The sequence below is a fragment of the Streptomyces caniferus genome (genome assembly GCF_009811555.1).
Taxonomy (GTDB): Bacteria; Actinomycetota; Actinomycetes; order Streptomycetales; family Streptomycetaceae; genus Streptomyces; species Streptomyces caniferus.
Window position 1 is genome coordinate 4643932 of record NZ_BLIN01000005.1, and the last position, 25389, is coordinate 4669320.

Below are 25389 nucleotides of genomic sequence, written 5' to 3' on the forward strand. Positions count from 1 at the left end.
ACACCAGGACAGTCACCGTGAGTACCGGCCGAATCACTATTCAGCGTAAGCAAGGCCGACCACGCTGAGTGACATGAATCAGGAAATCCCCGAGTACAAGCTCCAGTTCAAGGTCCAGCTCTCCGCCACCCGCCGGGGAGCTCGCCTCGCGCGGCTCCTTGCCACCGAGCAACTCCGGGCCTGGGGCGTGCCGTTCGAGTCGCCGGCGCACGTCATCGCCGAGCTGGCCGCGAACGCCGCGACGCACGGGCGCGTACCGGGCCGGGACTTCCGCCTCGCCGTCCTGTCCGACGCGGACACGCTCCGTATCGAGGTGACGGATGCGCGTGGTGACCGGCTCCCGGCCCTGCAGGTGTCAGGGCTACGGGAGTCGGGGCGCGGGCTGGTCCTTGTCGAGGCGCTCGCCGATCGGTGGGGTGCCTGTCGGGGGCCGTTCCCCTGCAAAACGGTCTGGGCGGAATTCGACCTGCCGATGTGGGGCCGATGGGACCGAGTGTGAGACGACCGGCCGCCCGTCAACCGGAGGCCGGGTAGCCGGACTCCGGTGCGCCGAGCGTCGGGGTTTGGGCCCGTAAAAGACCAATAACCCCAGGTAGAGAAACCGGTCCAACCCAGCCCGACCCAGCCGGACCCTTCCCCGGTGCGCCCCCGGCGTCACTCGCGCGGGTGATCCATGACCGGAAGACTCGCTTCCGCTGCCCTCGACCCTGCACTCTCGGTAACGACACCCCGAAAACCCGCGCACACCCGCACACATGCGACGGCCCCCGGCCGGGACTGGCATCCCGAACGAGGGCCTGACCAACGAGGAAGCAGCAACCTTCCTGATGGCTCTACAGAAGTCTAATGCGCCTGCGCCCGCCCGGCACGAGGTTCGGCGAACCTCGGCCGGCGTCCGCAAAGTCACCGAGTACCAAGCCCCCGGCTACACGATCGTCGGCAATCACCTCACCCAGCACCGGTCCCTGTCCGGCCTCGCGATCGGGCTCGCGGCCCACATCCAGTCGCTGCCGGAGGGCGCGCCGGTCGACATCCGTACGCTGGCGAGGCGGTTCCCCGAGGGGCGGGACCGGATCGCCGCCGCCTTACGGGAGTTGGAGGCCAACGGCTACCTCGAACGCGTCCGGCGGCGCACCGACGACGGGCGGATGGTCACGCTCACGATCTCGTACAACGACCCGGAGGCCACCCGCGCCCGCCGGGCCCGCGAGGACGCCGAGCAGGCCAAACGCCGGGCCGCCGTCGCGCCGCCCCTGCCTGCTCCGGCCCGTGCACCCGTCAGGAAACCGCCGCGTCCGGTCCCCTCGGCGCAGCCGTCCCGCGCCCCGCAACCGGCGCCCGCGCCCCAGCAACCCACGCCCGCACCGCAGCAGCCACCCCCTGCGCCGCAGTTACCGGAGCCCGCCACCCGCGCGCACCACACCCCGGCCGCCGCCCTCCTCGCGAACCTCCGCCACGACGATCCCCGCCTGCTGCTCTCCGTGCGGGACATCGAGCGGCTCACGCCGCCCGTCGCCGCCTGGCTGGAACGCGGGGCCTCCCGGGAGGCCGTCCGCAGAACCCTGACGACCGGCCTCCCGGCCGCCCTTCACGTCCGGCCGCCCTGCTCGCCCACCGCCTCGTGGAGCTGCTTCCGCCACCCCTCCCGGCCGCCGACGCACCCCCGGACGCCCGCGCCCGGCCGGCCCCGCTCCAAACCTGCGACGGCTGCGAGCGCGCCTTCCGCGCACCTGTCCCGGGCCGATGCCGCGACTGCCGCCACCCAGCGGCAGCGCCGTGAGCGTCACGCACCGGGCCCGGACGGGCGGGGGAGGCGGCTCCGCCCAACTCGCCCGGCAGTGCGGGCAGCTCGTCACCCCACTCGTCACCCCAGGCTTCGCCACTGCCCCGTGCCCGCCAATAGCTGGACATTGAGTATCAGTCAGTCGAAAAGCGAAGATCGACTACACGTGCGAGTTTCACAAAATCGTCAAGCTCAAGATCCGCTCAACCGGGTTTCCGGATGCCTAATACGGCTAGTACGTTTGTGCGTGGCAAAGAGAGCGTGGCATCTGACCAATGCCCGCGCCGAATAATGAAGTTGAATCGGGGAAATTCAATGAAGAGCCTTGTCTCGGGTGCGATGTCGGCCGTCATGCTGGGAGGCATCGTCCTCGCCAGTGGCACCGGCGTGGCCTACGCGGAGTCGAACCCGCGGCCCGCGGTTCAGTCGAACATGGTGAACCCCATCGAAGAAGCTCGTTCGATGTGCATCATGTCCAAGAGCAAGGACGACTGCGCCTACCTGATGCACAACACCAAGATGATCAAGATGGTGAAGAACTGTCTGATCAAGGGGGCGATCGGCGGGGCCGGTGCGCTGATCGTCGGCCGGTACGTCAGCAAGGACGTGGCCAAGGACATCGCGAGCAAGACCGTGGTCGCCGGAGCCACCGGCTGCCTCTCGTCGCTCGCCTGAGGCTGAGGAAATTCTGATGGCCAAGATTGCATTTACTCTTCTCTGGGCCGGCGTGGTCATCGCGGTGAACAGGGCGCTCGATGACGTCATCTGGGCCCAGTATCTGGCGCTGTTCGTCCTCGGGGGAATTTACGCCTTTACTGTCAACAAGGTGCCGGGACCTCGTGGCAAGAGCGCCCATGAAGGCCCGGAAGCGTAGCTTTCTTGGCGTCACGCGTCCGGAAAAAGGCCGTGTCGGCGGTGTCCTTGGGGCACCGTCGGCACGGCTTTTGAGTGGTGCCGCACGAAGACGGCCGACGGGCCGGGCCGCCGGGCGCCGTTGTCACGGCGCCTGGTGCGCCGGGTACGGGAATTCGTGGAACCGCGGCGCACCGGGCTCCGGGGCGGCCCGGCCCGTACGGCACGCGCTACGTCCCCCGGGTCACCATCAACCTGCCGACGGCCTCCTCCAGTTCGGCGATGCGGTCGGCAAGGCGCTCCTTGTCGGAGCCCTTCGCGTCGCGCAGGAGGAGTTCCACCTCGGCGAGCTGGCCGGCGATCTCCGCGAGGCGGGAGGCGTCGCCGGCGGGTGCCGCCGCGGGCTGCGGGAGCGGCTCGGACGACACGGGGGCGCCGGGGCCCTCCGGGGGGATGGGGGGATGCCCCGGCTGTCCAGTGGGACCGGCCGGTTGTCCGGGTGTCGGGGGGTGCTGCTGGGCCTGGCCCGCGGGGGGCGCCACGGGTGAAGCCGGGTCCGCGGCGGAAGTCGGAGCCGGGGCCCCCTCCGCGGCCGCTGTCGATGCCGAGGCCGGAGCCGTCGTCGACACCGCCGGCGGGGGCGAGGGTCCGGACGGGGCCGGCGCCGCGTCCGTGGCGCCTGCGGCGGCCGTCGTGGCGGGCGGTGACCCCTCGCCTCCAGGGCGGTCCTCCGAGGTCAGCAGGCGCTTCAACTGCTCGGCCTGGGCAGCCAGTTGGCGGTTCTTGCGGTGGAGTTCGAGGAAGACGTTCACCTTGGTTCGCAGCAGCCAGGGGTCGAAGGGCTTGATGAGGAAGTCGGCGGCGCCGACCGTGTAGCCGCGGTAGGCGTAGTTCGGGTCGACCGAGGCGCCGGTGAGGAGAATGATCGGGACGTCCTTCGTCTGGTCCAGGCCCTTGATGTTGGCGGCGGTCTCGAAGCCGTTCATGCCCGGCATCAGTACATCGATGAGGACGACCGCGAACTCCTCGCGGAGCATGGCCTTGAGGGCCTCTTCGCCGGACCGCGCACGGACGACCTTCTGGGTGAGCGAGCCCAGTACGGCTTCCAGCGCGACGAGGTTCTCCTCCATGTCGTCGACGATGAGGATGCTGGGTGAGGTGTCCGGTGCGGTCGTCATGAGGGCTGCCCCGCCGTTCCCTGGTCGTCCTGGCCGGTGCCGCCGGTGTCATGGGCGGTGTGGGGGCCGTCGGAGGGGTGGGTTGTGTCAGCGGTATCGGAGGGCGGGGAGAGGCCGAGGGTGTCCGGGCCGTCGGAGTCGCCGGAGCTCTCGGTGTCGGGCTGCGGGACCAGGGTGCCGTTCTTCGGGTCGAGGAGGCCGCAGATCACGGTCAGCAGCCGGTCCACGTCCACCGGCTTGGGGATGTAGTCGTTGGCCCCGCTCTCGATCGCCTTCTCGCGGTCGCCCGGCATGGCCTTCGCGGTGAGCGCGATGACCGGCAGGTCCGCGAACCGTGGCGCTTGACGGATCGCCTTGATCATCTCGTAACCGTCCATTTCGGGCATCATGATGTCCATCAGCACCAGTGACACGTCCGGGGTCCGGTCGAGGACCTCCAGACCCTCGCGGCCGTTCTCGGCGTATTTGACGCTGATGCCGACCCGGCCCAATACGTGCGTGAGCGCGAAGACATTGCGGATGTCGTCGTCGACGATGAGGATGCGGCGGTCGGCCAGCACCTCGCCGGGGCGTCCGCTCAGCCAGTCCTTGAGGCGGGTGGTCTCGGGCCAGGTGACATCGCCGCCGTCGGGGGAGGGGCTGCTCAGGTGCGGTGCCTGATCGTGCTCCCCCGCGGTGGCGAAGACGTCGCCGGACGAGGAGCTCTGGGGAGTGCTCGCGGGCGTCGTGGTCCTGGCCGTGAGCTGTTCGGCCAGGACGGGGCGGGCGGGGCCGGCCTGCGCGATGCTGTCCGCGGGGTGGGTCGCGGCGGTGGGACTCGGCGCGGGGAAGGGGCCGGTGTAGCGCGCGGGCACGTAGAGGGTGAAGGTCGAGCCGACGCCCGGCTCGCTCTCGGCGATGATCCGGCCGCCGAGCAGCGCGGCCATGTCGCGGCTGATGGACAGGCCCAGGCCGGTGCCGCCGTATTTGCGGTTGGTGGTGCCGTCGGACTGCTGGAACGCCTCGAAGATGCCGTCGAGTTTCTCCGGTGAGATGCCGATGCCGGTGTCCTTCACGGAGAGGGCGATGACGTCGTCGGCGGTGCGGAGGGAGTCCTCCTCGAAGTCCGCGCCCGGTACCCGCTGGACGATGAGTTCCACGCTGCCGGAGGAGGTGAACTTCACGGCGTTGGACAGCAGGTTGCGCAGGATCTGCTGGAGGCGCTGTTCGTCGGAGAAGAGTTCCTTGGGGACGTCCTCGCCGACCTTGACGTCGAAGGTGAGGCCGCGGTCGACGGTGAGCGGCTTGAAGGTGGCGCGGACGTAGTCGAGCAGCTTGATCAGCGGCAGGGCCTTGGGGTGGACGTCCATCCGGCCGGCCTCGATCTTCGACAGGTCGAGGATGTCGTTGATGAGCTGGAGGAGGTCGGAGCCCGCGCGGTGGATGGTGACGGCGAATTCCACCTCCTGGGTGGAGAGCCGGCCCTCGGGGTTGTCGGCGAGGAGCCGGGAGAGCACCAGCAGGGAGTTCAGCGGCGTGCGCAGCTCGTGCGACATGTTCGCCAGGAATTCCGACTTGTACTGCGAGGAGGTGGCCAGGAGGGCCGCCTTCTCCTCCAACTCCGCGTTCGTCAGCTGGAGTTCGTCGGAGCGCTGGCGGAGCTCGGCGGTCAGCCGCTGGGACTCCGACAGCAGGGATTCCGTACGGGAGTTGGCGATGATGGTGTTGATCGAGACGCCGATGGTGTTCACGAACTGGTCGATGAAGGCGAGGTGGACGTCGCTGAACCGGCTGAAGGAGGCCAGCTCGATCACGCCGAGCACCTGGTCCTCGAAGAGGATCGGGAGGATGACGATGCTGGCCGGGGCCGCGGCGCCGAGTCCGGAGCTGATGGTGATGTAGTCGGGCGGGACGGCCTCGACGACGATGCGCTTCTTCTCCATGGCGGACTGGGTGATCAGGCCCCAGCCGGGGGTGCCCAGCCGCAGCCGCGGCAGCGAGCGGCGGCCCTCGGGCTGGCCGGTGCCGTAACCGGCGATCAGCTCCAGGCCCTCGCCCGGTTCGGCGCCCGCCTCGGCCAGGAAGAATGCGCCGAACTGCGCGTTCACCAGCGGGGTCAGCTCGCGCAGGATCAGGTCGGCGACCTCGACCAGGTCGCGGTGGCCCTGCATCAGGCTGGCGATACGGGCGAGGTTGGACTCCAGCCAGTCCTTGGCGCGGGTGGTCTCGCGGAGGTTGGCGACCATCAGGTTGATGTTGTTCTTCAGGGCCGCGACCTCGCCCTGGGCGTCCACGGTGATCGAGCCGGACATATCGCCCTGGGTGACGGCGCTGGCCACTTCGGCGATCGCGCGGACCTGCGTCGTCAGGTTCAGTGCCAGCTCGTTGACGCTGGTGGTCAGCCGCTTCCAGGTGCCGTAGACGCCCTCGACCCGGGCCTGGCCGCCGAGCTGGCCCTCGCTGCCGACCTCACGGGCCACGCGGGTCACCTCGGACGAGAACGACGACAGGGTGTCGACCATCGTGTTGATCGTCGTCTTCAGTTCCAGGATCTCGCCGCGGGCGTCGACGTCGATCTTCTTGGACAGGTCGCCCTTGGCGACGGCGGTGGCGACCTGGGCGATGTTGCGGACCTGGGACGTCAGGTTGTCGGCCATGGAGTTGACGTTGTCGGTGAGGTTCTTCCACACGCCGGAGACGCCGTGGACCTGGGCCCGGCCGCCGAGCCGGCCCTCGGTGCCGACCTCGCGGGCCACGCGCGTGACCTCGTCCGCGAACGCCCGCAGCTGCTGGACCATCGTGTTGACGGTGTCCTTCAGCTCCAGGATCTCGCCGCGGGCGTCGACGTCGATCTTCTTGGACAGGTCGCCGTTGGCCACGGCCGTGGTGACCTGGGCGATGTTGCGGACCTGGGACGTCAGGTTGAGCGCCATGAAGTTGACGTTGTCGGTGAGGTCCTTCCAGACCCCGGAGACGCCCCTGACCTGCGCCTGACCGCCCAGGTTTCCTTCGGTGCCGACCTCGCGGGCGACGCGGGTGACCTCGTCGGCGAAGGCGGAGAGCTGGTCGACCATCGTGTTGATCGTCGTCTTCAGCTCCAGGATCTCGCCCTTGGCCTCGACGGTGATCGTCTTGCCGAGGTCGCCCTCCGCGACGGCGGTGGCGACCAGGGCGATGTTGCGGACCTGGGACGTCAGGTTGTCCGCCATGAAGTTGACGCTCTCGGTGAGATCGCGCCAGACCCCGGACACGCCCCTGACCTGCGCCCGGCCGCCCAGCCGGCCTTCGGTGCCGACCTCGCGGGCGACGCGGGTGACCTCGTCGGCGAAGGCGGAGAGCTGGTCGACCATCGTGTTGATCGTCGACTTCAGCTCCAGGATCTCGCCCCGTGCGTCCACGGTGATCTTCTGGCTCAGGTCGCCGTTGGCCACGGCCGTGGTCACCTGGGCGATGTTGCGGACCTGCCAGGTCAGGTTGGACGCCATGAAGTTGACGTTGTCGGTGAGGTCCTTCCAGACCCCGGATACGCCCCTGACCTGCGCACGGCCGCCGAGCTGGCCCTCGGTGCCGACCTCCCGGGCCACCCGGGTGACCTCGTCGGCGAACGCCCGCAGCTGGTCCACCATCTTGTTGACGGTGAGCTTCAGCTCCAGCAGCTCACCGGTGGCCTCGACCGTCACCTGCTGGGTCAGGTCGCCGGTGGCCACCGCGGTGGTCACCACGGCGATGTCCCGGACCTGCGCGGTCAGCCGCGACGCCATGGTGTTGACCGCCTCGGTCACATGGAGCCAGTCGCCGGAGAGCCCCTGGACCTTGGCCCGGCCGCCCAGCCGGCCCTCGGTGCCGACCTCGCGGGCGACCCGGGTGACCTCGCCGGTGAACAGCGACAGCTGGTCGACCATGCGGTTCACTCCGCTGCCCAGGCGGCGCAGATCGCCGCGGAGCTGGCGGTTGCCGTCGTGCAGATCGACCCGCTGGGTCAGGTCGCCGTCGGCCACCGCGTCCAGCACCCGGGTCGCTTTGGCGAGCGGGACCACCAGCGCCTGGAGCACGGTGTTGGCCGCCTCGATGTTCGTCGTCCAGGTCCCCTGGCCGGGGCTGGCGGAGATCCGCTCGTCCAGCCGCCCCTGCCGGATGATCTCGCCGCGTACGCGTTGCAGCTCGGAGGCGAGATGGGCGTTGCGGGCGACGACCTGATGGAAGACGCCCGTCATATCGGCCACCACGCCGTCCGTGGCGGAGCCGCCCGGCGGGATATCCACACGTGCGGTGAAATCCCCGTCGCGCAGCGCCATCATCGCCGCGAGGAGCGGCCGCAGCTCACTGGTCCGTACCCACTGCCCGTCGTACCGGGAGGCGGGGGGCTGTGGGGACTGAGTGGGCTCGGGAGGCTCTGGGGGCGGAGAAGCAGACTCGGGCCGAGCCGGGTCGAGCGCCATGACACACCATCCCCCCAGTGATCGATGTGGAGAAAGCCAAGTCGGGCAGGGTGATCCATTTGGGCAGATATGACATAGTATAAAGCGCTTGTAATCAGTTTTTCCCGGCATATTCAGGGGGCGCAGTGGTACCGCTGTCCTCCCCGCACACGATGGAATCCGTGTCCCGGAAAGGCCTGCCCGCGAACCAGCTCGCGGCCGCAGGCGCACGTAAATTCGTGCGCGCGCTGCTCACCGAGCGGGCGACGGCCCCCTCCGCCACGGCCGGGCCCGGCGCGGCGGCGATCAGCGCGGAACTCATCCACGACGCCGTCCTGCTCACCAGCGAGCTGGTCACCAACGCCGTGATGTACGCCGGTACCGATATCGACGTGACCTGCCGCCTGGAGCACGGCCGGCCGGACGCCGAGGGCGACGGGGAGCGCCGCCCGGCCAAGGTGGGCGTGGTGGTGGAGGTCTCCGACCGGCACCCCGCCCGGGGTGTACGCGGCGGCGTCGACGCCCGCACCGGAGAGCCGGGATACGGACTCCAGCTGGTGGGCGCGCTGGCGGAGTGCTGGGGCGTGACCTACCACCGGGCCGCGAAGACCGTGTGGTTCCGTCTGGACGCCACCGAGGGCGAGCCGCTGCGCCCCCGCTCCGTGCCCCAGCGCGAATCGCGCCCCGCCGAGCCACCCGTACGCCCGGCCCACCCCGTGACCCCGCGCCGCCGCCCGCACGGGTTCGCCGCCGAATGGGCCGACCGCGGCGGCCCCTCCTTCCTCGCCGAGACCAGCGAACTCCTGGCCGGGCAACTCGACCAGGACATGGTCACCGCGCTCGCCGCCCAGCTGCTGGTGCCGCGGCTCGCCGACTGGTGCGCCATCTGGCTGACCACGGAGGGCGGCGGTGTGCAGCTGTCACGGGTCTGGCACGTCGACGAGCGGCGGATCGCGCCCCTCCGCGACGAACTGGAACGGGACCCGCCGTCCGACATCATCCGCACCGCCGGCACCCCCTGGCCCTGGCCGGAATGCGCCGGTGCGGCCCCCTCGGGCGGGTCCGCGCTCGCCTTCCCCCTGGTGGCCCGCGACGTCGATCAGGGCATGCTGCTGCTCGGCCGGGCCGGACACCTGCAGATGACCGACACCGTGGTGCGGATGGTCGAGGACGTGGCCCGCCGGGTCGCGCAGGCCGTCTTCACCGCCCGCCAGTACACCCGGCAGACCACGATCAGCCTGGCGCTCCAGCGCCGGCAGCTGCCCGCCACGCTCGCCAGCATCGTCGGCGTCGACACGGCGATCGTCTATGAGCCGCACGGCGAGGGGCAGACCGTCGGCGGCGACTTCTACGACGTCTTCCCGATGGGCGAGCGCCGCTGGTGCTTCCTGCTCGGGGACGTCCAGGGCAAGGACCCAGAGGCGATGTCCGTGACCGGTCTGGCGCGCCATCTGGTGCGGCTGCTGGCGCGCGAGGGCCATGGCGTCGAGTCCGTGCTCGGCAGGCTGAATCTGGCCATGGCGGAGGAGAGCGCGGAGGCGGTGGAGATGGGCGGCGAGCAGGCCACCTCCCGCTTCCTGAGCCTGCTGTACGGCGAGCTGGAGGTCGATCCGGGCGTCCCCGGGGCCCGGTGCACGGTCGCCACCGCCGGCCACCCGCCGCCGCTGCACATGTTCGTCGACGGCGCCGTGGAGGCGGCCTCGGACCCCCAGATGCTGCTGGGCATCGACGGGGGCACCGAATTCCATGCCAGCTCCTTCGTCCTCGCACCGGGCGAGACGCTGCTGTGCGTGACCGACGGCGTCACCGAACGCCGGTGCGGCAACTGGCAGTTGGACGACAACGACGGTCTGATCGAGATCCTGCGGGACGGCATGGGCCTGGGCGCCAAGGCCCTCGCCGAGCACGTACGGCGCGCCGCACACGACTTCGGTACCGGCCCGGTCGAGGACGACCTGTCGGTGCTGGTGCTGCAGGCGGTGACTCCGGCGGCCGACCGGCGCTCGTGAGGGGGCGACGGGCCGCCGGAGCCGGACGCCGCGGCCTCAGGACCCGTTGGCGGCGTGGGTGTACACGGGCTTCCCGCCGCCGTAGATCACCCCGCCGCCCATCCCGGCCACCGGATCGAACTGCCCGCCGAACAGCGGCCGTACGAGGGACGGGCCGTCGCCGGAGGCCCGCTGGACCGGTGCGGCCTGCGACGCCGCCTGGGCGGCACCGGACGCCGCGAGCACACCGGCACCGCCCAGGGCGGCGGCGACGAGGAAACGGGTGAGGTGGGGGCGCATGGACGCTCCTTCGGTAGGGATTCGTTCCGCAGGGCCGGTGACGTTGAACGGCCGGTAACCGGGTGAACGAGCAACCGGGGCGCGGGGTGACCGGGTATCCGGGTGACCCGCCGGGCGCGTGCGGACATGCGAAAGGGGCCCGCTCCTGGCGGGCCCCTTCGGCATGGTGTCCTGCGCTAGCTCATCAGCAGCCCGGGAACGTCGCCGACGGGGTCTCGAAGGTCCCCTGCCCCTGGACCTTGATCAGGCCGACGGCGCTCTTGCAGGGCCAGCTCATCGTCCAGGTCTGGGTGGCCCGGTCGCCCTTGCTGATGGTCTCCAGCCCGGCGTACGACGACGAACCGCTCATGCGGTACCCGAGCTGGGCCTTGATGTCCGAGCCGTTCTTCTTGGTGTAGATGATGTCGATGGACTGGGGCCGGTTGTTCATGACGATGCAGAGCTGACCGTTGCTCATGCTGGTGCACTTGACATGGTCCGACCCTGACGCCACCTTCTGCGACGCGTGGGCGGGCGTCGCCTCGGCTCCAGCCGCGTGAGCCGGAACCGTGAGAAGCGAGAAACCGACGGCCGCACATACTGCGGCTGCCAGTGAGGCACGACGAATCATGGAAATCCCCCCGTTCAGTGGTTTTCTGACGGTACAAAGGATCAATCACTGGCACGAGCTATTTTCGGACAAGCTTCCGCCTTGTTCGAGCCGTAGGTGTGAGGGCTGTCGCATCGGTCCGCGAGTCCCCTGACGTGGCCGTGAAGCCCGGAATGATGGCGTCGGGGCCCGATGGGGCCGAGGGGATCGCACCGCTCGGATCCTGAAACCGGCCGATGTGGCGCCCTTGACCGGAAGGCCGTCATCCGCAAGGGGGCGGCGGAGGCGCCGGCCCTGCTCGCCCCGGTGCGGAAAATCGCGAGATCCGCATCGCCCCAGGTGGGGACCGGACCCGCGGGCGACACCGGAAGGGGCAGGCGCTACCGTCGGGTAGTGACATACCGCCCGGTATGTGCGCAGAATCGTCCCCACGGTCGCGATGCGGCGACGGCACCCTCGGGAGGTTCTGTGTACAGCACCATGCAAGACGTACCCCTGCTGATCAGCCGGATTCTGGAGCACGGCCGGACCGTCCATGGACAGGCGACCGTGACGACATGGACCGGTGAGCCCGAGCCCCATCGCCGCACCTTCGCCGAGATCGGCAACCGCGCCGCCCAGCTGGCCCATGCGCTGCGCGACGAGCTGTCCGTCGCCGACGAGGAGCGGGTCGGCACCCTCATGTGGAACAACGCCGAGCACCTGGAGGCCTACCTCGCGATCCCCTCCTCGGGGGCGGTGCTGCACACCCTCAATCTGCGGCTGCCCGCCGAGCAGCTGGTGTGGATCATCAACCACGCCGAGGACCGGGTCGTGCTCGTCAACGGGACCCTGCTGCCGCTGCTCGCCCCGTTGCTCCCGCAGCTGCCGGGCATCGAGCACGTCGTTGTCGTCGGCCCCGGTGACCGCTCCGTACTGGAGGGCGCCGCCGCGCGGGTGCACGACTACGAGGAGCTGCTCGCCGGGCGGCCGGAGAGCTACGACTGGCCGGAGACCGACGAGCGGGAGGCCGCGGCGCTCTGCTACACCTCGGGGACCACCGGCGACCCCAAGGGCGTGCTCTACAGCCACCGTTCGCTGTATCTGCACTCGATGCAGGTCAACACCGCCGAGGCGTTCGCGCTCACCTCGCGCGACATCACGCTGCCGGTCGTGCCGATGTTCCACGTCAACGCCTGGGGCCTGCCGCACGCCGCCTTCATGGCCGGTGCGTCCCTGCTGATGCCGGACCGCTTCCTGCAGCCAGCGCCGCTCGCCGAGATGATCGAGACGGTACGTCCCACCATCGGCGCCGCCGTGCCGACCATCTGGCAGGGCCTGCTCGCCGAACTCGACAGCACACAGCGCGACGTCGCCTGTCTGCGCACCGTCGTCATCGGCGGCTCCGCCTGCCCGCCCGCCCTGATGCGCGGCTTCGAGGAGCGCCACGGCATCCGCGTCGTGCACGCCTGGGGCATGACCGAGACCTCCCCGCTGGGCAGCGTCTCCCACCCGCCGGCCGGGGTCAGCGGCGACGACGAGTGGGCCTACCGCGCCACCCAGGGCCGCTTCCCCGCCTCCGTCGAGGCACGGCTGATCGGCCCCAACGGCGAACTGCTCCCCTGCGACGGCAAGGCCGCGGGCGAACTGGAGGTCCGCGGCCCCTGGATCGCCGGCGCCTACTACGGCGGCGCACAGGGCGAACCACTCCGCCCCGAGGACAAGTTCAGCCCCGACGGCTGGCTGCGCACCGGCGATGTCGGCACGATCACCCCGAACGGCTACCTCACGCTGACCGACCGCGCCAAGGACGTCATCAAGTCCGGCGGCGAATGGATCTCCTCGGTCGAGCTGGAGAACCACCTGATGGCCCACCCGCATGTCGCGGAGGCCGCCGTGGTCGCCGTACCGGACGACAAGTGGGGCGAGCGGCCGCTGGCGACGGTGGTGCTCATCCAGGGCGCGACCATCGGCTACGAGGAGCTGAAGGCGTTCCTCGGCGAGCGGATCGCGCGCTGGCAGCTGCCGGAGCGCTGGGCGGTGATCCCGGCGGTGCCCAAGACGAGCGTGGGCAAGTTCGACAAGAAGGTGCTGCGCCGCCAGTACGCGGAGGGCGAGCTGGACGTGACGCTGCTGGCCTGAGCGCCCCCTCGGGCGCCCGCGAGACGGGCGCCCGCGAGACGGGCGCCCGGGCTGCTCCGGCTCAGTGGGGATTCTGCGGCGTGGGGTGGTCTTTGCCGGGCTGCTGAGCCCCGGCCTGCCCCGCGTCGGCCCTGTACCTGGTGGCCTGCGGCCGGCCACTGCCGATCCGGATCAGTTCCTGCCGCTCGGGTTGGTCCCTGCCACCCATGGCCGATTCTGCTGCCCGGGGTCAGCCCCTGCCGCCCGCGGTCAGTTCGTGCCGATCTTGGCGAGCAGGTCGACGATCCGGCCCTGCACCTCGGCGCTCGTGGAGCGCTCCGCGAGGAAGAGGACCGTCTCGCCGGCGGCCAGCCGCGGCAGCTGCGCCGGGTCCATGTCGGCGGAGGTGTAGACGACCAGCGGCGTGTGGTCGAGCAGACCGTTGGCGCGCAGCCAGTCGACGATCCCGGCCCGTCGGCGGCGTACCTGCATCAGGTCCATCACGACCAGATTCGGCCGCATCTGCGTCGCGAGGTTGACCGCGTCGTTGTCTCCGCCGGCCCGTGCGACCTGCATCCCACGGCGCTCCAGCGACACGGTGAGGGCGCCCGCGATGGCGTCGTTCTGCTCGATCAGCAGCACCCGCGGCGGATGGACCTCGCTGTCGCGCGGAGCGAGCGCCTTGAGGAGGACGGCCGGGTCGGCGCCGTAAGCGGCCTCCCGGGTGGCCTGCCCCAGACCGGCGGTCACCAGCACCGGGACCTCGGCCGCCCCCGCCGCCTGGCGCAGCGACTGCAGCGCGGTGCGGGTGATCGGCCCGGTCAGCGGGTCGACGAAGAGCGCCGCCGGGTACGCGGCGATCTGGGCGTCCACCTCCTCGCGGGAGTTGACGATCACCGGGCGGTAGCCGCGGTCGCTGAGCGCCTGCTGCGTGGCGACGTCCGGCGCCGGCCAGACCAGCAGCCGGCGCGGATTGTCCAGCGGCTCCGGCGGCAACTCGTCGTCCATCGGCATGGGCTGACGATCCACCACCTCTATGGCGCCGTTCGGCCCGTCCAGCGGCTCGGGACCCTCGCTGCCCTCGTCGGGCGCGGAAATGGCAAAGGCCCGGCCTTCGCTGGAGTCCATCAGATGCGGCTGCGGCGGGGACTGCGGCTGGCCGGGAGCCTGGTTCGGGGCCGGTGGCCTGGGCTGCTGTTGCTGAGGCGGCTGCGCACCGGGGTGCGGACGCGCCTCGGCCGGCTGGGCCTCGGCCGTGGTCCGCTCGCCCTCCTGCGGCGGCGCGGCGAGCTTACGGCGGCGGCCCGAACCGGCGGACGTACCGCCGGGCGGCGTGCTGCCGGGCGGCACCGGCGCGCGCTGCTGGTCGGCGATCTGCTGGGCGAACGGCACGCCCTGCCCCAGCGTGCGCACGCTGAACGCCCGCCCGTGGGAGTGACCCGCGGCGTGCGCGTCGTCCTCGGCGGCGGGCGGCAGCGGCTGACGCTGCGGACCGGCGGCGGGCCCGCCCTGCGGGGGGACCGGCGGCCGGCCGGGGGCCTCTTCGGCGGGGCTGGGACGTCCGCGCCGACGGCCGGTCGGAGCAGGAGCGTTGGAGGCCTGGGGGGCCTGAGGCGCGGTGGGCGCGTGGGGAGGCTGGGGCGCGTCGGGCGCCTGCGGCGCACCCGGGTCCGCGTCCGGGGCCGGGGCGATCCCGGCCGCCGTGCCGGTGGCCGTACCCGTCGCCTCTGCCGGTTCGGTGGGCTGTGCCACGAGCCCCTCCGGGCCCGCCACGAACGTGCCGGACGACTCGGAATCGGCCATGGCGGCCGCCGCGCGCTCCTCGGCCGCGGCCCGTCTCGCCCGTCGCCGCCCGGTCGGCTCGGCGTCCCACTCGCCCTGCGCCGCACCGGCGTTGACGGCCGCTTCCAGCTCGTATCCCGGCTGCCCGCCGGGCATCGCCTGCTCCGGCCCGCCGGCCACCGGCCGACGCGCCCGACGGCGTCCCGTGCCGACGCCGTCCTGCGGGCCGGTGGCCTGCGCGGGCAGCTGGTCGGCGGTCGCGGGCAGCGACGACTGCGCGGTCCGGTCCGCCGCGGCGGGCGGCAGCGCGAACGCGGTACGCGCACCGGCCTGCTGCTGCGCCCCGGGGGCGGCGGCCGTCGAGGCCCGCTCCAGGTCGCCCTGCGCGGTCCGCTCGGGTGCCTCGGCCAGTGCCCGCCGCGCCCGTCGACCACTCGGCTGTACGGGCCCGAGGCCCTGCGGCCCGCCCGGAGCCGACGCCTGACCGGGGACGAGCGACTGTCCGGGTGCCGGTGCCTGACCGGGGACGACCGGCTGCCCTGAAGCCGGGGTCTGGCCGGGGACGTGCGGCTGCCCCGGAACCGGGGTCTGTCCCGACGCCGAGGCCTGCCCGGGAATCTGCGGACGGGCAGGAACCGGAGCCGAACCGGGCGCGGAGCCCGGGGCCGGTGCCTGCCCGTTGGCCGACGGGGTCGCCGCCGGCCCTTGCGGACCGGTGGCCGGACCGCCCGGTGCGCCCGCCGCGGGTCCGGGCCCCGGCTGCTGTCCCGAAGTCTGCTGTGCGCCGGAGGGGAGCGCGGGCAGCCCGCCGCCCTCCGTGCCGCCCTGCCGGGCCCGGCGTCGTCCGGTCGGCGGTACGGACTCGGCACCCGCCATGCCCGGCGGCAGCCCCGTACCGCTCGCGGCCGGCGAGCCGCCCTGCGTGCCCTGCGCGGCGTCACCGTGCGGCGGATGAGCTCCCCGGCCGCCCTCGGCCGCCCCGGGGCCCGCTTCGCCCTGCGCGCCGTCGCCCACGGCACCGTGCGGAAGGCCGGGCTCCGGCCCCACGCCCGCTCCCGTGGCCGGGCCGCCCTGCTCCCCGCCCGAGTGCCGCGCACGGCGCCGCCCGGTCGGCTGCGCCCCGCCCGCCTGGGCCGGCACCGCCACACCGCGCTCCGCGCCACCGCCACCCAGCGGCTGACCGGGCCCACCGGACCCGCCGGACCCACCGTCACCACCGGGGCGTCCGTCACCGCCCTCGTGACCGTCGCCGTCCGGCCCCTGGTCGCCGCTGCCCGGCTCCGCCGCGTCGCCCCGGGTGCCCCGCGCATGGGCCGCCGGTACCGGCATCACCGTCGTCTCGTTGCCGGTCGGCCCGTCGGCCGGGTCCGGCGCGCCACTCGTCGCGCCGTCCACCGTCGTGCCGTCCGCCGCCACCGGCAGCTCCAGGACGTACGAGCTGCCGCCCGCGCCGGGCCCGCCGCCGGGCACCTGATGCGTCTGCATCAGCCCGCCGTGCTGCCGCACGATCCCGCGGACGATCGGCTCATGGACCGGGTCGCCGCCGCCGAACGGGCCGCGCACCTCGATCCGCACGACGTCACCGCGCTTGGCCGCCGCCACCACGATCGTCGAATCGCCGGGGATCGGCCCCGACCGCCCGCCCGCGGCGGCCTCACCGGCCGGCATCCGGCCCGTCGAGTCCACACCCGCGACATCCGCGATCAGATGCGACAGCGCCTGGGCGATCCGCTCCGCGTCGACCGTCGCCTCTATCGGCGGCGCATGCACCGCGAACTGCGCCCGGCCCGGCCCGATCAGCTCGATCGCGCCCTCGACACCCGCCGCGACCACGCCGTCCAGCGAAACCTTCGTGCGGTTGAGCTTCTCCTTGCCGGAGTCCAGCCGCTGATAGCTCAGGACGTTGTCCACCAGCGTCGTCATCCGGGCGTGCCCGGCCGCGAGGTGGTGCAGGATCTGGTTCGCCTCGGGCCAGAGCTGGCCGGCCGGGTCGGAGGCCAGCGTGCCCAGCTCGCCCTTCAGCTCCTCCAGCGGCCCGCGCAGCGCCTGGTCCAGCACCGCCAGCAACTGGGTGTGCCGGGCCGCCAGCGAGTCGAACGCACGGCGGTCGGTGAAGGTCATCACCGCGCCGACGAGCTGATCACCGTCCCGCACCGGCGCCGTCGTCAGATCGACCGGCACCGCCCGGCCGTCCTTCGACCACAGCGCCTGCCCCCGCACCCGGTGCTTGCGCCCGGACTTGAGGGTGTCGGCCAGCGGGGTGTCCTCCCACGGCAGCGCCGAACCGTCCGCCCGCGAGTGGTGGATCAGCGGATGCAGCTCCTTGCCGCCCAGCTCGCTCGCCCGGAACCCCAGGATCTGCGCGGCGGACGGATTGACCAGGACGACCTTGCCCTCGGCATCGACACCGACCACGCCCTCGGCCGCGGCCCGCAGGATCATCTCGGTCTGCCGCTGCTGGCGGGCCAGCTCGGTCTCGGTGTCCAGCGTCCCGGTCAGGTCGCGGACGACGAGCATCAGTAGCTCATTGCCCGTGTAGCCGTTGCGGTGATCGGCGTACGCGGCCTCGAAGGCGGACTCGTACGGGGTGCGGCCGTCCTCGAGGTTGGCGCTGGTCACCTCGACCAGCAGCTCGGTCCCGTCGGTCCGCCGCGCGACCATCCGCGTCGGCTTCGTCCGGGTGCGCTCGTCCTCCTCGTCCCGGCGCCGCATCGAGCCCGGGATGCGCTTGGAGTCGAAGGACGGCAGCAGATCGAGAAGCCCGCGCCCCACCAGGGCCGTGCCCGGCGCCTCGAAGGTCTCCAGCGCGATGGTGTTGGCGTTGACGACCGTGCCGTTGCAGTTGACGAGCAACAGCGCGTCGGGGAGGGCGTCGAGTATGGCTGCGAGGCGAGCAGCGCCTCGGGATGGCCTGCTGCTCACGACGACGCTTCCTCCCTGTTACCGCACCTTGCCGACCCACCGTGGCGGATCGCTGGAATGGAGTCTACGGGCACTTGCCCCGGGCGCGGAGGCGGATGACGAGGAGGTAGTGCCACGGCCTTGTGCGACTCACCGCACGCCCGACATGTGCCCCTCGTCCTGACCTGGTGCGCTACTACGGCACGAACCGGGTCATGAACTGGTCGAGGGGAGCAGGGGTTCGAAGCGGCTCCAGCGGCTGATCTCACACCCATTGGTGCGTCGGAAATCCGCGTTGACGGGACGCCCCGCCCAGGTCCCGGTGACATGCGCGATGGCCGGTCCGCCGTACATCATCGTGCAGTTCACGCCCTGCGGAACCGGAGCGAACGGGTCTTTGCCCCACTTCGTCATCCCGTCCAGCTTGGCGCAGGCGCCCTTGATGTTCCGGTGGTTGCCGCCGCCCGGGTGGCAGTACAGCTCGAAGGTCCCGTTGGTGGCCGTTGATCCGGACCGATGGACGGTGACGGTGAGGTGGTCGACGGGGGCGTGCCGGTGGGTGCGGGCGTGGTGCCGAGCCGGTGCGCCGTGGCCGGCGGGGGTGTCGTGACGGGCGGAGGGTGCGCGACGATCGGCCGGCGTGCCGTGGCCGACGGGTCCGCTGTGGTCGGCCGGGGTGCGGTGGCCGACGGGTCCGCCGTGGTCGGCCGAGGTGCGGTGGCCGGCCGGTCCGCCGTGCTCGGGCGCCATGCCGTGCGTCAGGGGTCCGCCGTGTTCGGTCGCCGTGCCGTGTGCACCAGGTCTGTCGTGCTCGGCGAGGTCGTGGGGGCCGGCGAGCGCGTGGTGTCCGGCGCCGATGATCCCGCCCCCGGACCAGCGGTGCGGCAGCGGAATCGGGGCGGCCGACGCGGCGGGCGCCGCCAGGGCCAGCGCCGTGGTCACGGAGACGACGGACACGGCGGCGGTGAGGGATGCCCGGCCCGCGGCGGCCGTGCCGGCGGCCAGACGGGTCATGGCAGCGGTGGCGGCGCCGGCGGCCAGACGGGTCACGGTCGTGGTGGCGGCTCCGGCAGCGCCGGCGGCCGAGGCGAAGAGGGATGACGTCCGACGGTGCGGCATCACAGGCTCCAGGAGGCGAGTGCGGGGCGGTACGCGGTACGTACACGCCGGGGGCGCACGACGACGCCAGCCGCCACGGCCCCGACACTTCTAACGCGCCTCCGCCCCCGACGTTGCGCTGCAGGAACGTCTTTGCCGGGTGGCCCGCGCGCCTAGTACCGTAGGGGGCGATTGGTGACAGCCCTGGGGGCTGTGCCATCATCTGGACACACCACAGCGTGCCTGCGCGCGTGGGGTGTGTGGAGGCGTCGCCTAGTCCGGTCTATGGCGCCGCACTGCTAATGCGGTTTGGGGCTTACCCCCCATCGAGGGTTCAAATCCCTCCGCCTCCGCTCTTCTTCGTTCAGGCCCCGGTCCCACCGACCGGGGCCTGAACGCTTTTCCGCGGCCCCCGACGCGATCTTCTTCCGCCCCTCCCGCTCTCCCTGCGCTTCCCCCTCCCCGTACGGCCCGAAGTGATCTTCACGTCCGCGCGGCTTCTCCCCTGAGCGTCGGAGCCACCCACGCGGAGGGGCCCGGACGGCGGACCCGGCCGCAGGGCCGCACCACGACCCCGCCCCCACCCTCGGCCTCGTCGGACACCGGCTCCGCCATCAGGGGCATGCCCTCCCCGACGGCACCCCGGCGTGGAAAGCACGGGCTGATCCGCGACACGACCCCGGAAGTGGCGCCCGTCACGGCCGGCGTCGAACTCGACATCCGCGGCGTCGCCTACGGCACCCCCACCCCGCCCGGAAACCCGCGAGTCCCTCGATGCCACCCACCCGCGTCGCCCCGACTTCAAGCGCCGCGGCCTTGGCGCCGTCCACGCCGGCGGGGCCCACCGCGCCCAGGCCACCTTCGGCAATGCGAAGGCCGATGTTCCGGACCGCTCCGAAGAGGGCTACACCCGCCCGAACTTCGCCCAGACCATCGAGGCGACCTCCTGGCGCCAGGAGCCCCCGAACACCCTCAGAAGGGCGTTTCTGCAGGTCAGAGGTGCTGCGGGTAATGGATTTCGCCTGACGGCGCAGGTCATGTAATGTTGTTCCCGCAACGCCGACCGGCAAGAAAAACCGCCGGAAAGCCAAGCGCTCGTAGCTTAACGGATAGAGCATCTGACTACGGATCAGAAGGTTGCAGGTTCGAATCCTGCCGAGCGCACAGCAGGTCAAAGCCCCCGCCGGGTAATCCGGACGGGGGCTTTGTCGTGTCGTACGGCAGTGAAGTGCAGCAACCGGGCCGGCCGGTGCCGCCCAGGGCGGGCGGGTCGCTGCGAGTGTCACCGCGGCGCTGCGCGACCTTCGGACGGGCTTCCCCGTCAGTCGCCACACCTCGTCCGGCCGGAGTCCCCGTCACCGCACGAGCACCCGGGCCGCGAAGAGGGGGTCCGTGCGGGTCACCGAGTCCGCCGCGACGCGGCGCCGGCACCACAGCGGCGGGCAGCGGACTAAGTGCGTACCGGGGGCTGGTCCGGCCAGGTGAACGCGTATCGGGGGTCGCCCCCGCGGCTCAGCCGGACGAAGCGCAGGAGTTCGCGAACGATGCCTGCGTTGCCCATCGCCCATCCGGTGCACGGTTCGAGGTCGCTCGGGGTGGCCCGGTGCTCGAAGTTGGACCAGCGGGCGCCGTCGGTGTCCCGGACCGCGCGGGCGACGAGGTCGGTGACGAGGACGTTCGCGAAGTCGTACGGGTCCTGCTGTTCGACGAGCCGGTCGCAGGCCAGGGCGAGAACGCCCGCGGAGCCGCAGCAGCGGCCGTTGTTGTCCCAGAAGCCGGGGCGCAGCCGCTGGGGCAGGCCGGAGTGGGTGACCGTGTGCCAGCAGCGGTCGGCCAGAGCGGGCCAGACGGGGTCGGCCGTGACGTCCCGCAGCAGCCGGAAGACCTGGGCGTCGCCGGCCGGGCCGTGGCACCAGCCGTAGCTGATGGGCTCGATCGCATCGGGGAGGAACTGCGGAGTGGAGTGCGGCACCAGAAAGCCCTCGGGCCCCGCTTCGGCACGCGCCACTACGTCTGCGGCACCCGCCAGCGCCAGCTCGACCAGGTCCTCACGACCGGTGGCCCGGCCGACCCTGGCAAGTGACAGGACGATGCCGAGCGTGCCGTGCGAGATGTGGTGCAGACGGGCGTCGATGCCGGGGCGGTGGGCCCACTGGACGCCTGCCGGGGTCTGCTCGGCCGTCCGTAGATACGGCTCCAGGGCGAGGACGGCCAGCTCGGCATCGCCGGCCACGAGCGCGCCGAGGCCGATCCCCGCGTTGCCGCCCATCAGCTCGAACAGCACGCCCCAGCGCGTCCCGTCGAAGCGTGACCGCACACGTGCCAGCGCGCGGTCCGCGGCGGCGCCGGCGGCCGGGTCGCCGAGTTGGTCGTGAACGGCCCGCAGGGCGAGGGCGATTCCGGTGCGGCCGAAGTAGAGGGAGTCGTCGTCGGTGCCGTCGACGGAGTCCGCGAGGCTGCGGGCCGCGCGCAGGGCGGTGTCGGCATAGGCGTCATCGCCGAAGTGCCGCCACGCCTCCAGGAGCACGGGGACGATCCCGGCCGTGCCGCTGTAGAGCATCGGGTCGAGCGTGTCGTCCGAGGGCCTGGTCGTCCAGGCGAGGCCTCCGCCCGCGGCCTCCCGCGCTGCCCCGGTCAGCCACCGCAGGCCCTCCACCGCGAGGTCCTCCACCTCGTCGACCGCCACGACCGTGGTTTCTGGTGCCGTCATGGGCCACTCCCGCATGATCTTTCGGACCCGCCCGGGGGCGGCGGACCTCCGCAGCGTGGCACAAAACAGCAGCGAGAGGCGGGAGTTCGGCCCCGCGCAGGGCTTGTCAGAATCCTGTGCATCCCCCTGCCACGGCAGGCTGTCCGGGGGGAGAGCGCGGGCGTCGGAACGTCGAGGTATCGGAGATCGGACGTGGTCGACGGCGGCTGGTGCGTCCTGCTCGTTCGAAGAGGCAAGTGGGTGGGCGGGGAGGAGCGGGCGTGAGGGCGGGGCGGGGGGGTGGGGAAACGATTAGGTGTTGGTGGGCGAGTGGCGTAGTGTTCATTTCACCGACGCGGGGTGGAGCAGCTCGGTAGCTCGCTGGGCTCATAACCCAGAGGTCGCAGGTTCAAATCCTGTCCCCGCTACTGACGCCGCAGGCCCAGTGGAATTCGTTTCCACTGGGCCTGCGGCTTTTTTGCGTTCACGGCACCCTCGGTTCAGTCGTGGATCGGTGGGGGCGGGGCTGTGTAGTGGGCGGCCGGGCCGGTGTGGGGGCCGGTCAGGTGGGGGTGGAGGAGGAGGTCGTTGTCGTAGTCGCCGTTGTTCTGGTGGCGGAAGGGCAACGGGTCGGTGGTGGGGAGGGTGTGCAGGCGCTCGCGCAGGCGGGTGGCGGCGGTCGCGTAGGCGGTGGGGGTGGTGCGGTCCGCGCCGGGGATCAGAAGGGGCGGGACGACGGAGATCCCGGTGTACCAGAGGGTGCCGTGCTGGAGGGGGAAGAGGAGGTCGTTGAGGTCTCCGTTGACGCCGCGGGGGCCGAGGGTGGTGGCGCGGGCGCCGGCGGTGGTGATGACCATGGCGCGCTTGCCGGTGAGTCTGCCGTCGCCGTAGCGCTGGGGGCGGCCGGTGGCGGGGTCGGTGAGGCCGAAGGCGAAGCCTTTGACGAAGACGCGGTCGAACCAGCCCTTGAGGATGGCCGGCATGCCGTACCACCACAGGGGGAACTGGACGATCAAGGTGTCCGCCCAGGTGAGCTTCTGCTGTTCGGCGTCGATGTCGGGGCTCAAGCGGCCGTGCGCGTAGGCGTGTTCCGAGGCCGGGCCGACGAGCAGGCGGTCGGACGGGTCGTGGTCGTAGTCGGCGGCGTCGACCACCGGGTTCCACTTCATGGCGTACAGGTCGGAGACGCGGTACTGGTGGCCGTGGGCGTCGAGGGTGCGCAGGCCCTCGGTCTTGAGCGCGCCGCTCAGGGAGCGCCGGTCGGGGTGGGCGAACAGCCAGAGGACCTTCATGTCCTCCACTGTTCCGGGAGCGGCCGGCGGTAACGAGTGGCCCGATGGCCATGATGTGCAAACATCGGGCCATGGGTGTGAGCGGGAGCGACAGCGCTGGTTGGGGTGGGAGCGGCAGCGGTGGGGGGCATGTGCCGGCCGTTTCGGGGGGTGGGCGGCCGCATCGGGTGGCGGTGCTGGTGCGGGACGGGATGCTGCCGATCGAGGTGGGGATCGTGCACCGGATCTTCGGGGAGGCCCGGTCGGTGGACGGGGAGCGGCTGTACGAGCTGGTGACCTGCGCGTTGGAGCCGGGGGAGGTGCGTACGGACACGGACTTCACGGTGAATGTCGCGCACGGGCCGGAGGCGCTTGCGGAAGCCGACACCGTGGTCGTACCGGCGTCCGGGACGGACTACGGACGGGGGGAGGGGTGGAACGCCGGGCGGCTGAGCCCGGCGATGGCCGGGGCGCTGGGCCGGATCCGTCCCGGGACCCGGATCGCGTCGATCTGTACGGGGGCGTTCGTGCTGGCCGCGGCCGGGCTGCTGGACGGGCGGCGGGCGACCACGCACTGGCGGTCGGTGGACGACTTCCGGCGCTTGTTCCCGGCGGTCGAGCTGGATGCCGATGTGCTGTACACGGACGAGGGCGAGGTGCTGACCGCGGCGGGGGTGGCCTCGGGGATCGATCTGTGTCTGCACATGGTCCGGAGCGATCACGGGGCGGCGGTGGCCAACGATGTGGCGCGGCGGACGGTCGTGCCGCCGCACCGGGAGGGCGGTCAGGCGCAGTACATCCGGCGGCCGGTGCCGGAGCCGCAGGTGTCCTCCACGGGGGCGGCACGGGCCTGGGCGCTGGAACATCTGGACCGGCCGCTGAGCCTGCGGGAGCTGGCGGCGCGGGAGGCGATGAGCGTACGGACCTTCACCCGGCGGTTCCGGGAGGAGGTCGGGATCTCGCCGGTGCAGTGGCTGACGCGGCAACGGATCGAGCGCGCACGGCAGTTGCTGGAGGAGACGGACCTGACGGTGGACCGGATCGCGGCGGAGGCGGGGTTCGGGACGGCGGCTTCGCTGCGGATGCATCTGCAGGCGGCGCTGGGGGTGTCGCCGCGGGCCTATCGGAGCACGTTCCGGGGGCCTGGGGGTGGGGGTGGGTTGGTGGCGTGAGGGGTGGGGACGGGCCGGGGGGAGGGCTGGTGGGGTGAGGTCCGGGGTGGTGGGGGGAAGGCGTCGCGGCCCTTGGTGGCGGAGCGCGGTGGCGTTGTCAGTGGGTGGTCGTACGCTGGCGGTGTGTGGCGATGTACGGGACCGCGCTGGTCAGGGGGCGGGCCGGGGTCGGGGCCGGAAGGGCGGTTCGGGCAGCGGCTCGGGTGGTACTGCGCCGAGCGGGGTGCGGAGCGGGTGAGCATGCTCCCCGCGGGCAAGGTGCTGGCGTTCGCCGCGCAGGGGGAGCGGCGCTGTCTGGGGGTGCGGCGGGGCGGACACTGGATCGTGTGCCCGTACGGTGCGGTGCTCGACGGGGCGAGTGCCAAGGACCAGTGCGCACGGTGTGCCCAGCTGGACCGGTCGCGTTCGGTGGCCGCGGACACCATGGCCGATGATCCGCGCCCGTACGGCGTCTACCTCGCGTACTTCGGTCCCGGTCTGCTCAAGGTGGGGATCACGGCCGTGGAGCGGGGGCCGGCCCGGCTGGTGGAGCAGGGGGCGGTGGCGTACGCATGGCTGGGGCGCGGGCCCCTGATGGCGGCGCGGCGGGCGGAGGCGCTGCTGGGCAGCGCGTTGGGGATCCCGGACCGGTTTGCGAAGGCGGCCAAGCGGGCGGCTCGTGGGGAGCTGCCCCCGGTGGCGGAGCGGGTCGCCGAATTGGCTCAACTGCATGCGGCAGCACAGAAGTTGCCGGGCTGGCCGGAGACGCTGCAGCCGGTGGAGTTCGCCTGTGCGGACCATACGGAGTTGTTCGGGCTCGACCGGATTCCGGGGGAGGTGGCGGAGTTGGGCGGGATGACGTCCGGGGCGGAGATCGTGGGGGAGGTGCTGACCGGGGTGGGGGCCGATGTGTATCTGCGGTTGGCGGGGAGCGGAGACGGCGACAGCGACGGGGAAGGGGTGGCGGGGGCGCTGGGGACGGCTGGGGCCGGTGGGGTGGGAAGGGCCGGTGGGGTGGTTGCCGTGATGGATGCGCGGTTGTTGTCGGGGTGGGTGCTGGGGGCGGCTGTGGGGCGGGTGACGACGGTGCCGGTGCGGGGTGTGGTGACCGGGCGGGGGAAGCGGGCGGGGACGGGGGAGGGTGACGAGAAGGAGAAGGGGTGGCAGGAGGGGTTGTTCTGAGGGGGCGGGGCTGGGCTGAAGGGTCCGGCCGGAGGAGTGTTCGGGGCTGGGCGGGGGCGTTCCCCGCTCCCGGTGGGGGCATTGAGACCTGGTCTCAACACTCCGGCTGGGCGTATCGCTACGCCGCC

15 protein-coding genes, 3 tRNA genes and 1 pseudogene are annotated in these 25389 nt (G+C 72.1%); 11 read left to right on the plus strand and 8 right to left on the minus strand.

Going from position 1 to position 25389, the window contains the following annotated elements:
• The first annotated feature begins 73 nt into the window (after nucleotides 1-73).
• From Scani_RS36895 to Scani_RS36905, 4 genes and pseudogenes are all read left to right on the plus strand, one after another.
• A complete protein-coding gene (locus tag Scani_RS36895) occupies nucleotides 74-499 on the plus strand; it encodes an ATP-binding protein (RefSeq protein ID WP_159482008.1) in 426 nt (141 codons plus the stop codon).
• Between the two features lie 328 nt (nucleotides 500-827).
• Nucleotides 828-1780 (plus strand): annotated as a pseudogene (locus Scani_RS41450) (helix-turn-helix domain-containing protein).
• 318 nt (nucleotides 1781-2098) lie between these two features.
• Nucleotides 2099-2458, plus strand: coding sequence for a hypothetical protein (locus Scani_RS36900; protein WP_159482009.1), 360 nt, complete (start codon nucleotides 2099-2101; stop codon nucleotides 2456-2458).
• Between the two features lie 16 nt (nucleotides 2459-2474).
• Entirely contained in the window at nucleotides 2475-2657 is a 183-nt protein-coding gene (locus tag Scani_RS36905) for a hypothetical protein (protein WP_159482010.1), read from the plus strand.
• Between the two features lie 208 nt (nucleotides 2658-2865).
• Here Scani_RS36905 and Scani_RS42270 read toward each other — a convergent pair whose 3' ends face one another.
• Nucleotides 2866-3813, minus strand: coding sequence for a response regulator (locus tag Scani_RS42270; protein WP_159482011.1), 948 nt, complete (start codon nucleotides 3811-3813; stop codon nucleotides 2866-2868).
• Nucleotides 3810-8231 (minus strand): HAMP domain-containing protein, encoded by a 4422-nt coding sequence (locus tag Scani_RS36915; protein ID WP_159482012.1) that lies wholly within the window; start codon nucleotides 8229-8231, stop codon nucleotides 3810-3812. Before Scani_RS36915 ends, Scani_RS42270 begins: the two co-directional genes overlap by 4 nt.
• 152 nt (nucleotides 8232-8383) lie before the next feature.
• Here Scani_RS36915 and Scani_RS36920 point away from each other — a divergent pair, with 152 nt between their 5' ends.
• A complete protein-coding gene (locus Scani_RS36920) occupies nucleotides 8384-10219 on the plus strand; it encodes a SpoIIE family protein phosphatase (RefSeq protein ID WP_159482013.1) in 1836 nt (611 codons plus the stop codon).
• A gap of 36 nt (nucleotides 10220-10255) precedes the next feature.
• Here Scani_RS36920 and Scani_RS36925 read toward each other — a convergent pair whose 3' ends face one another.
• On the minus strand, nucleotides 10256-10498 hold the full coding sequence (locus Scani_RS36925) for a hypothetical protein (RefSeq protein WP_159482014.1): 243 nt from the start codon (nucleotides 10496-10498) through the stop codon (nucleotides 10256-10258).
• Nucleotides 10499-10682: 184 nt separating this feature from the next.
• Nucleotides 10683-10955: a hypothetical protein gene (locus Scani_RS40315; RefSeq protein WP_246296365.1), complete on the minus strand. Its 273-nt coding sequence runs from the start codon at nucleotides 10953-10955 to the stop codon at nucleotides 10683-10685.
• A gap of 600 nt (nucleotides 10956-11555) precedes the next feature.
• On the opposite strand from Scani_RS40315, the gene Scani_RS36935 reads away from it, so the two are divergent.
• Complete coding sequence (locus Scani_RS36935) at nucleotides 11556-13208, plus strand: long-chain fatty acid--CoA ligase (RefSeq protein ID WP_159482016.1); 1653 nt, start codon at nucleotides 11556-11558, stop codon at nucleotides 13206-13208.
• 249 nt (nucleotides 13209-13457) lie between these two features.
• Here the strand turns inward: Scani_RS36935 and Scani_RS36940 are convergent, their stop codons facing one another.
• Nucleotides 13458-17891 (minus strand): PAS domain-containing protein, encoded by a 4434-nt coding sequence (locus Scani_RS36940; RefSeq protein ID WP_159482017.1) that lies wholly within the window; start codon nucleotides 17889-17891, stop codon nucleotides 13458-13460.
• Between the two features lie 192 nt (nucleotides 17892-18083).
• Nucleotides 18084-18989, minus strand: coding sequence for an SSI family serine proteinase inhibitor (locus Scani_RS42025; protein ID WP_308686612.1), 906 nt, complete (start codon nucleotides 18987-18989; stop codon nucleotides 18084-18086).
• 241 nt (nucleotides 18990-19230) lie between these two features.
• Between Scani_RS42025 and Scani_RS36955 the strand changes: the two genes are divergently transcribed.
• Nucleotides 19231-19321 (plus strand) — tRNA-Ser (locus Scani_RS36955).
• A 738-nt stretch (nucleotides 19322-20059) separates the two neighbouring features.
• A tRNA-Arg gene (locus Scani_RS36960) sits at nucleotides 20060-20132 on the plus strand.
• Between the two features lie 286 nt (nucleotides 20133-20418).
• Here Scani_RS36960 and Scani_RS36965 read toward each other — a convergent pair.
• Nucleotides 20419-21678, minus strand: coding sequence for a lanthionine synthetase LanC family protein (locus tag Scani_RS36965; protein ID WP_159482018.1), 1260 nt, complete (start codon nucleotides 21676-21678; stop codon nucleotides 20419-20421).
• Between the two features lie 333 nt (nucleotides 21679-22011).
• Here Scani_RS36965 and Scani_RS36970 point away from each other — a divergent pair.
• Nucleotides 22012-22085 (plus strand) — tRNA-Met (locus Scani_RS36970).
• A gap of 72 nt (nucleotides 22086-22157) precedes the next feature.
• Here Scani_RS36970 and Scani_RS36975 read toward each other — a convergent pair.
• On the minus strand, nucleotides 22158-22949 hold the full coding sequence (locus tag Scani_RS36975) for an NAD(P)H-dependent oxidoreductase (protein ID WP_159482019.1): 792 nt from the start codon (nucleotides 22947-22949) through the stop codon (nucleotides 22158-22160).
• 44 nt (nucleotides 22950-22993) lie between these two features.
• Here Scani_RS36975 and Scani_RS36980 point away from each other — a divergent pair, with 44 nt between their 5' ends.
• The gene (locus Scani_RS36980; protein WP_246296367.1) at nucleotides 22994-24100 is read left to right on the plus strand and encodes a GlxA family transcriptional regulator; all 1107 of its coding nucleotides are present in this window, start codon (nucleotides 22994-22996) and stop codon (nucleotides 24098-24100) included.
• A 234-nt stretch (nucleotides 24101-24334) separates the two neighbouring features.
• Complete coding sequence (locus Scani_RS41880) at nucleotides 24335-25261, plus strand: DUF2797 domain-containing protein (RefSeq protein ID WP_159482021.1); 927 nt, start codon at nucleotides 24335-24337, stop codon at nucleotides 25259-25261.
• Nucleotides 25262-25389 lie beyond the last annotated feature (128 nt).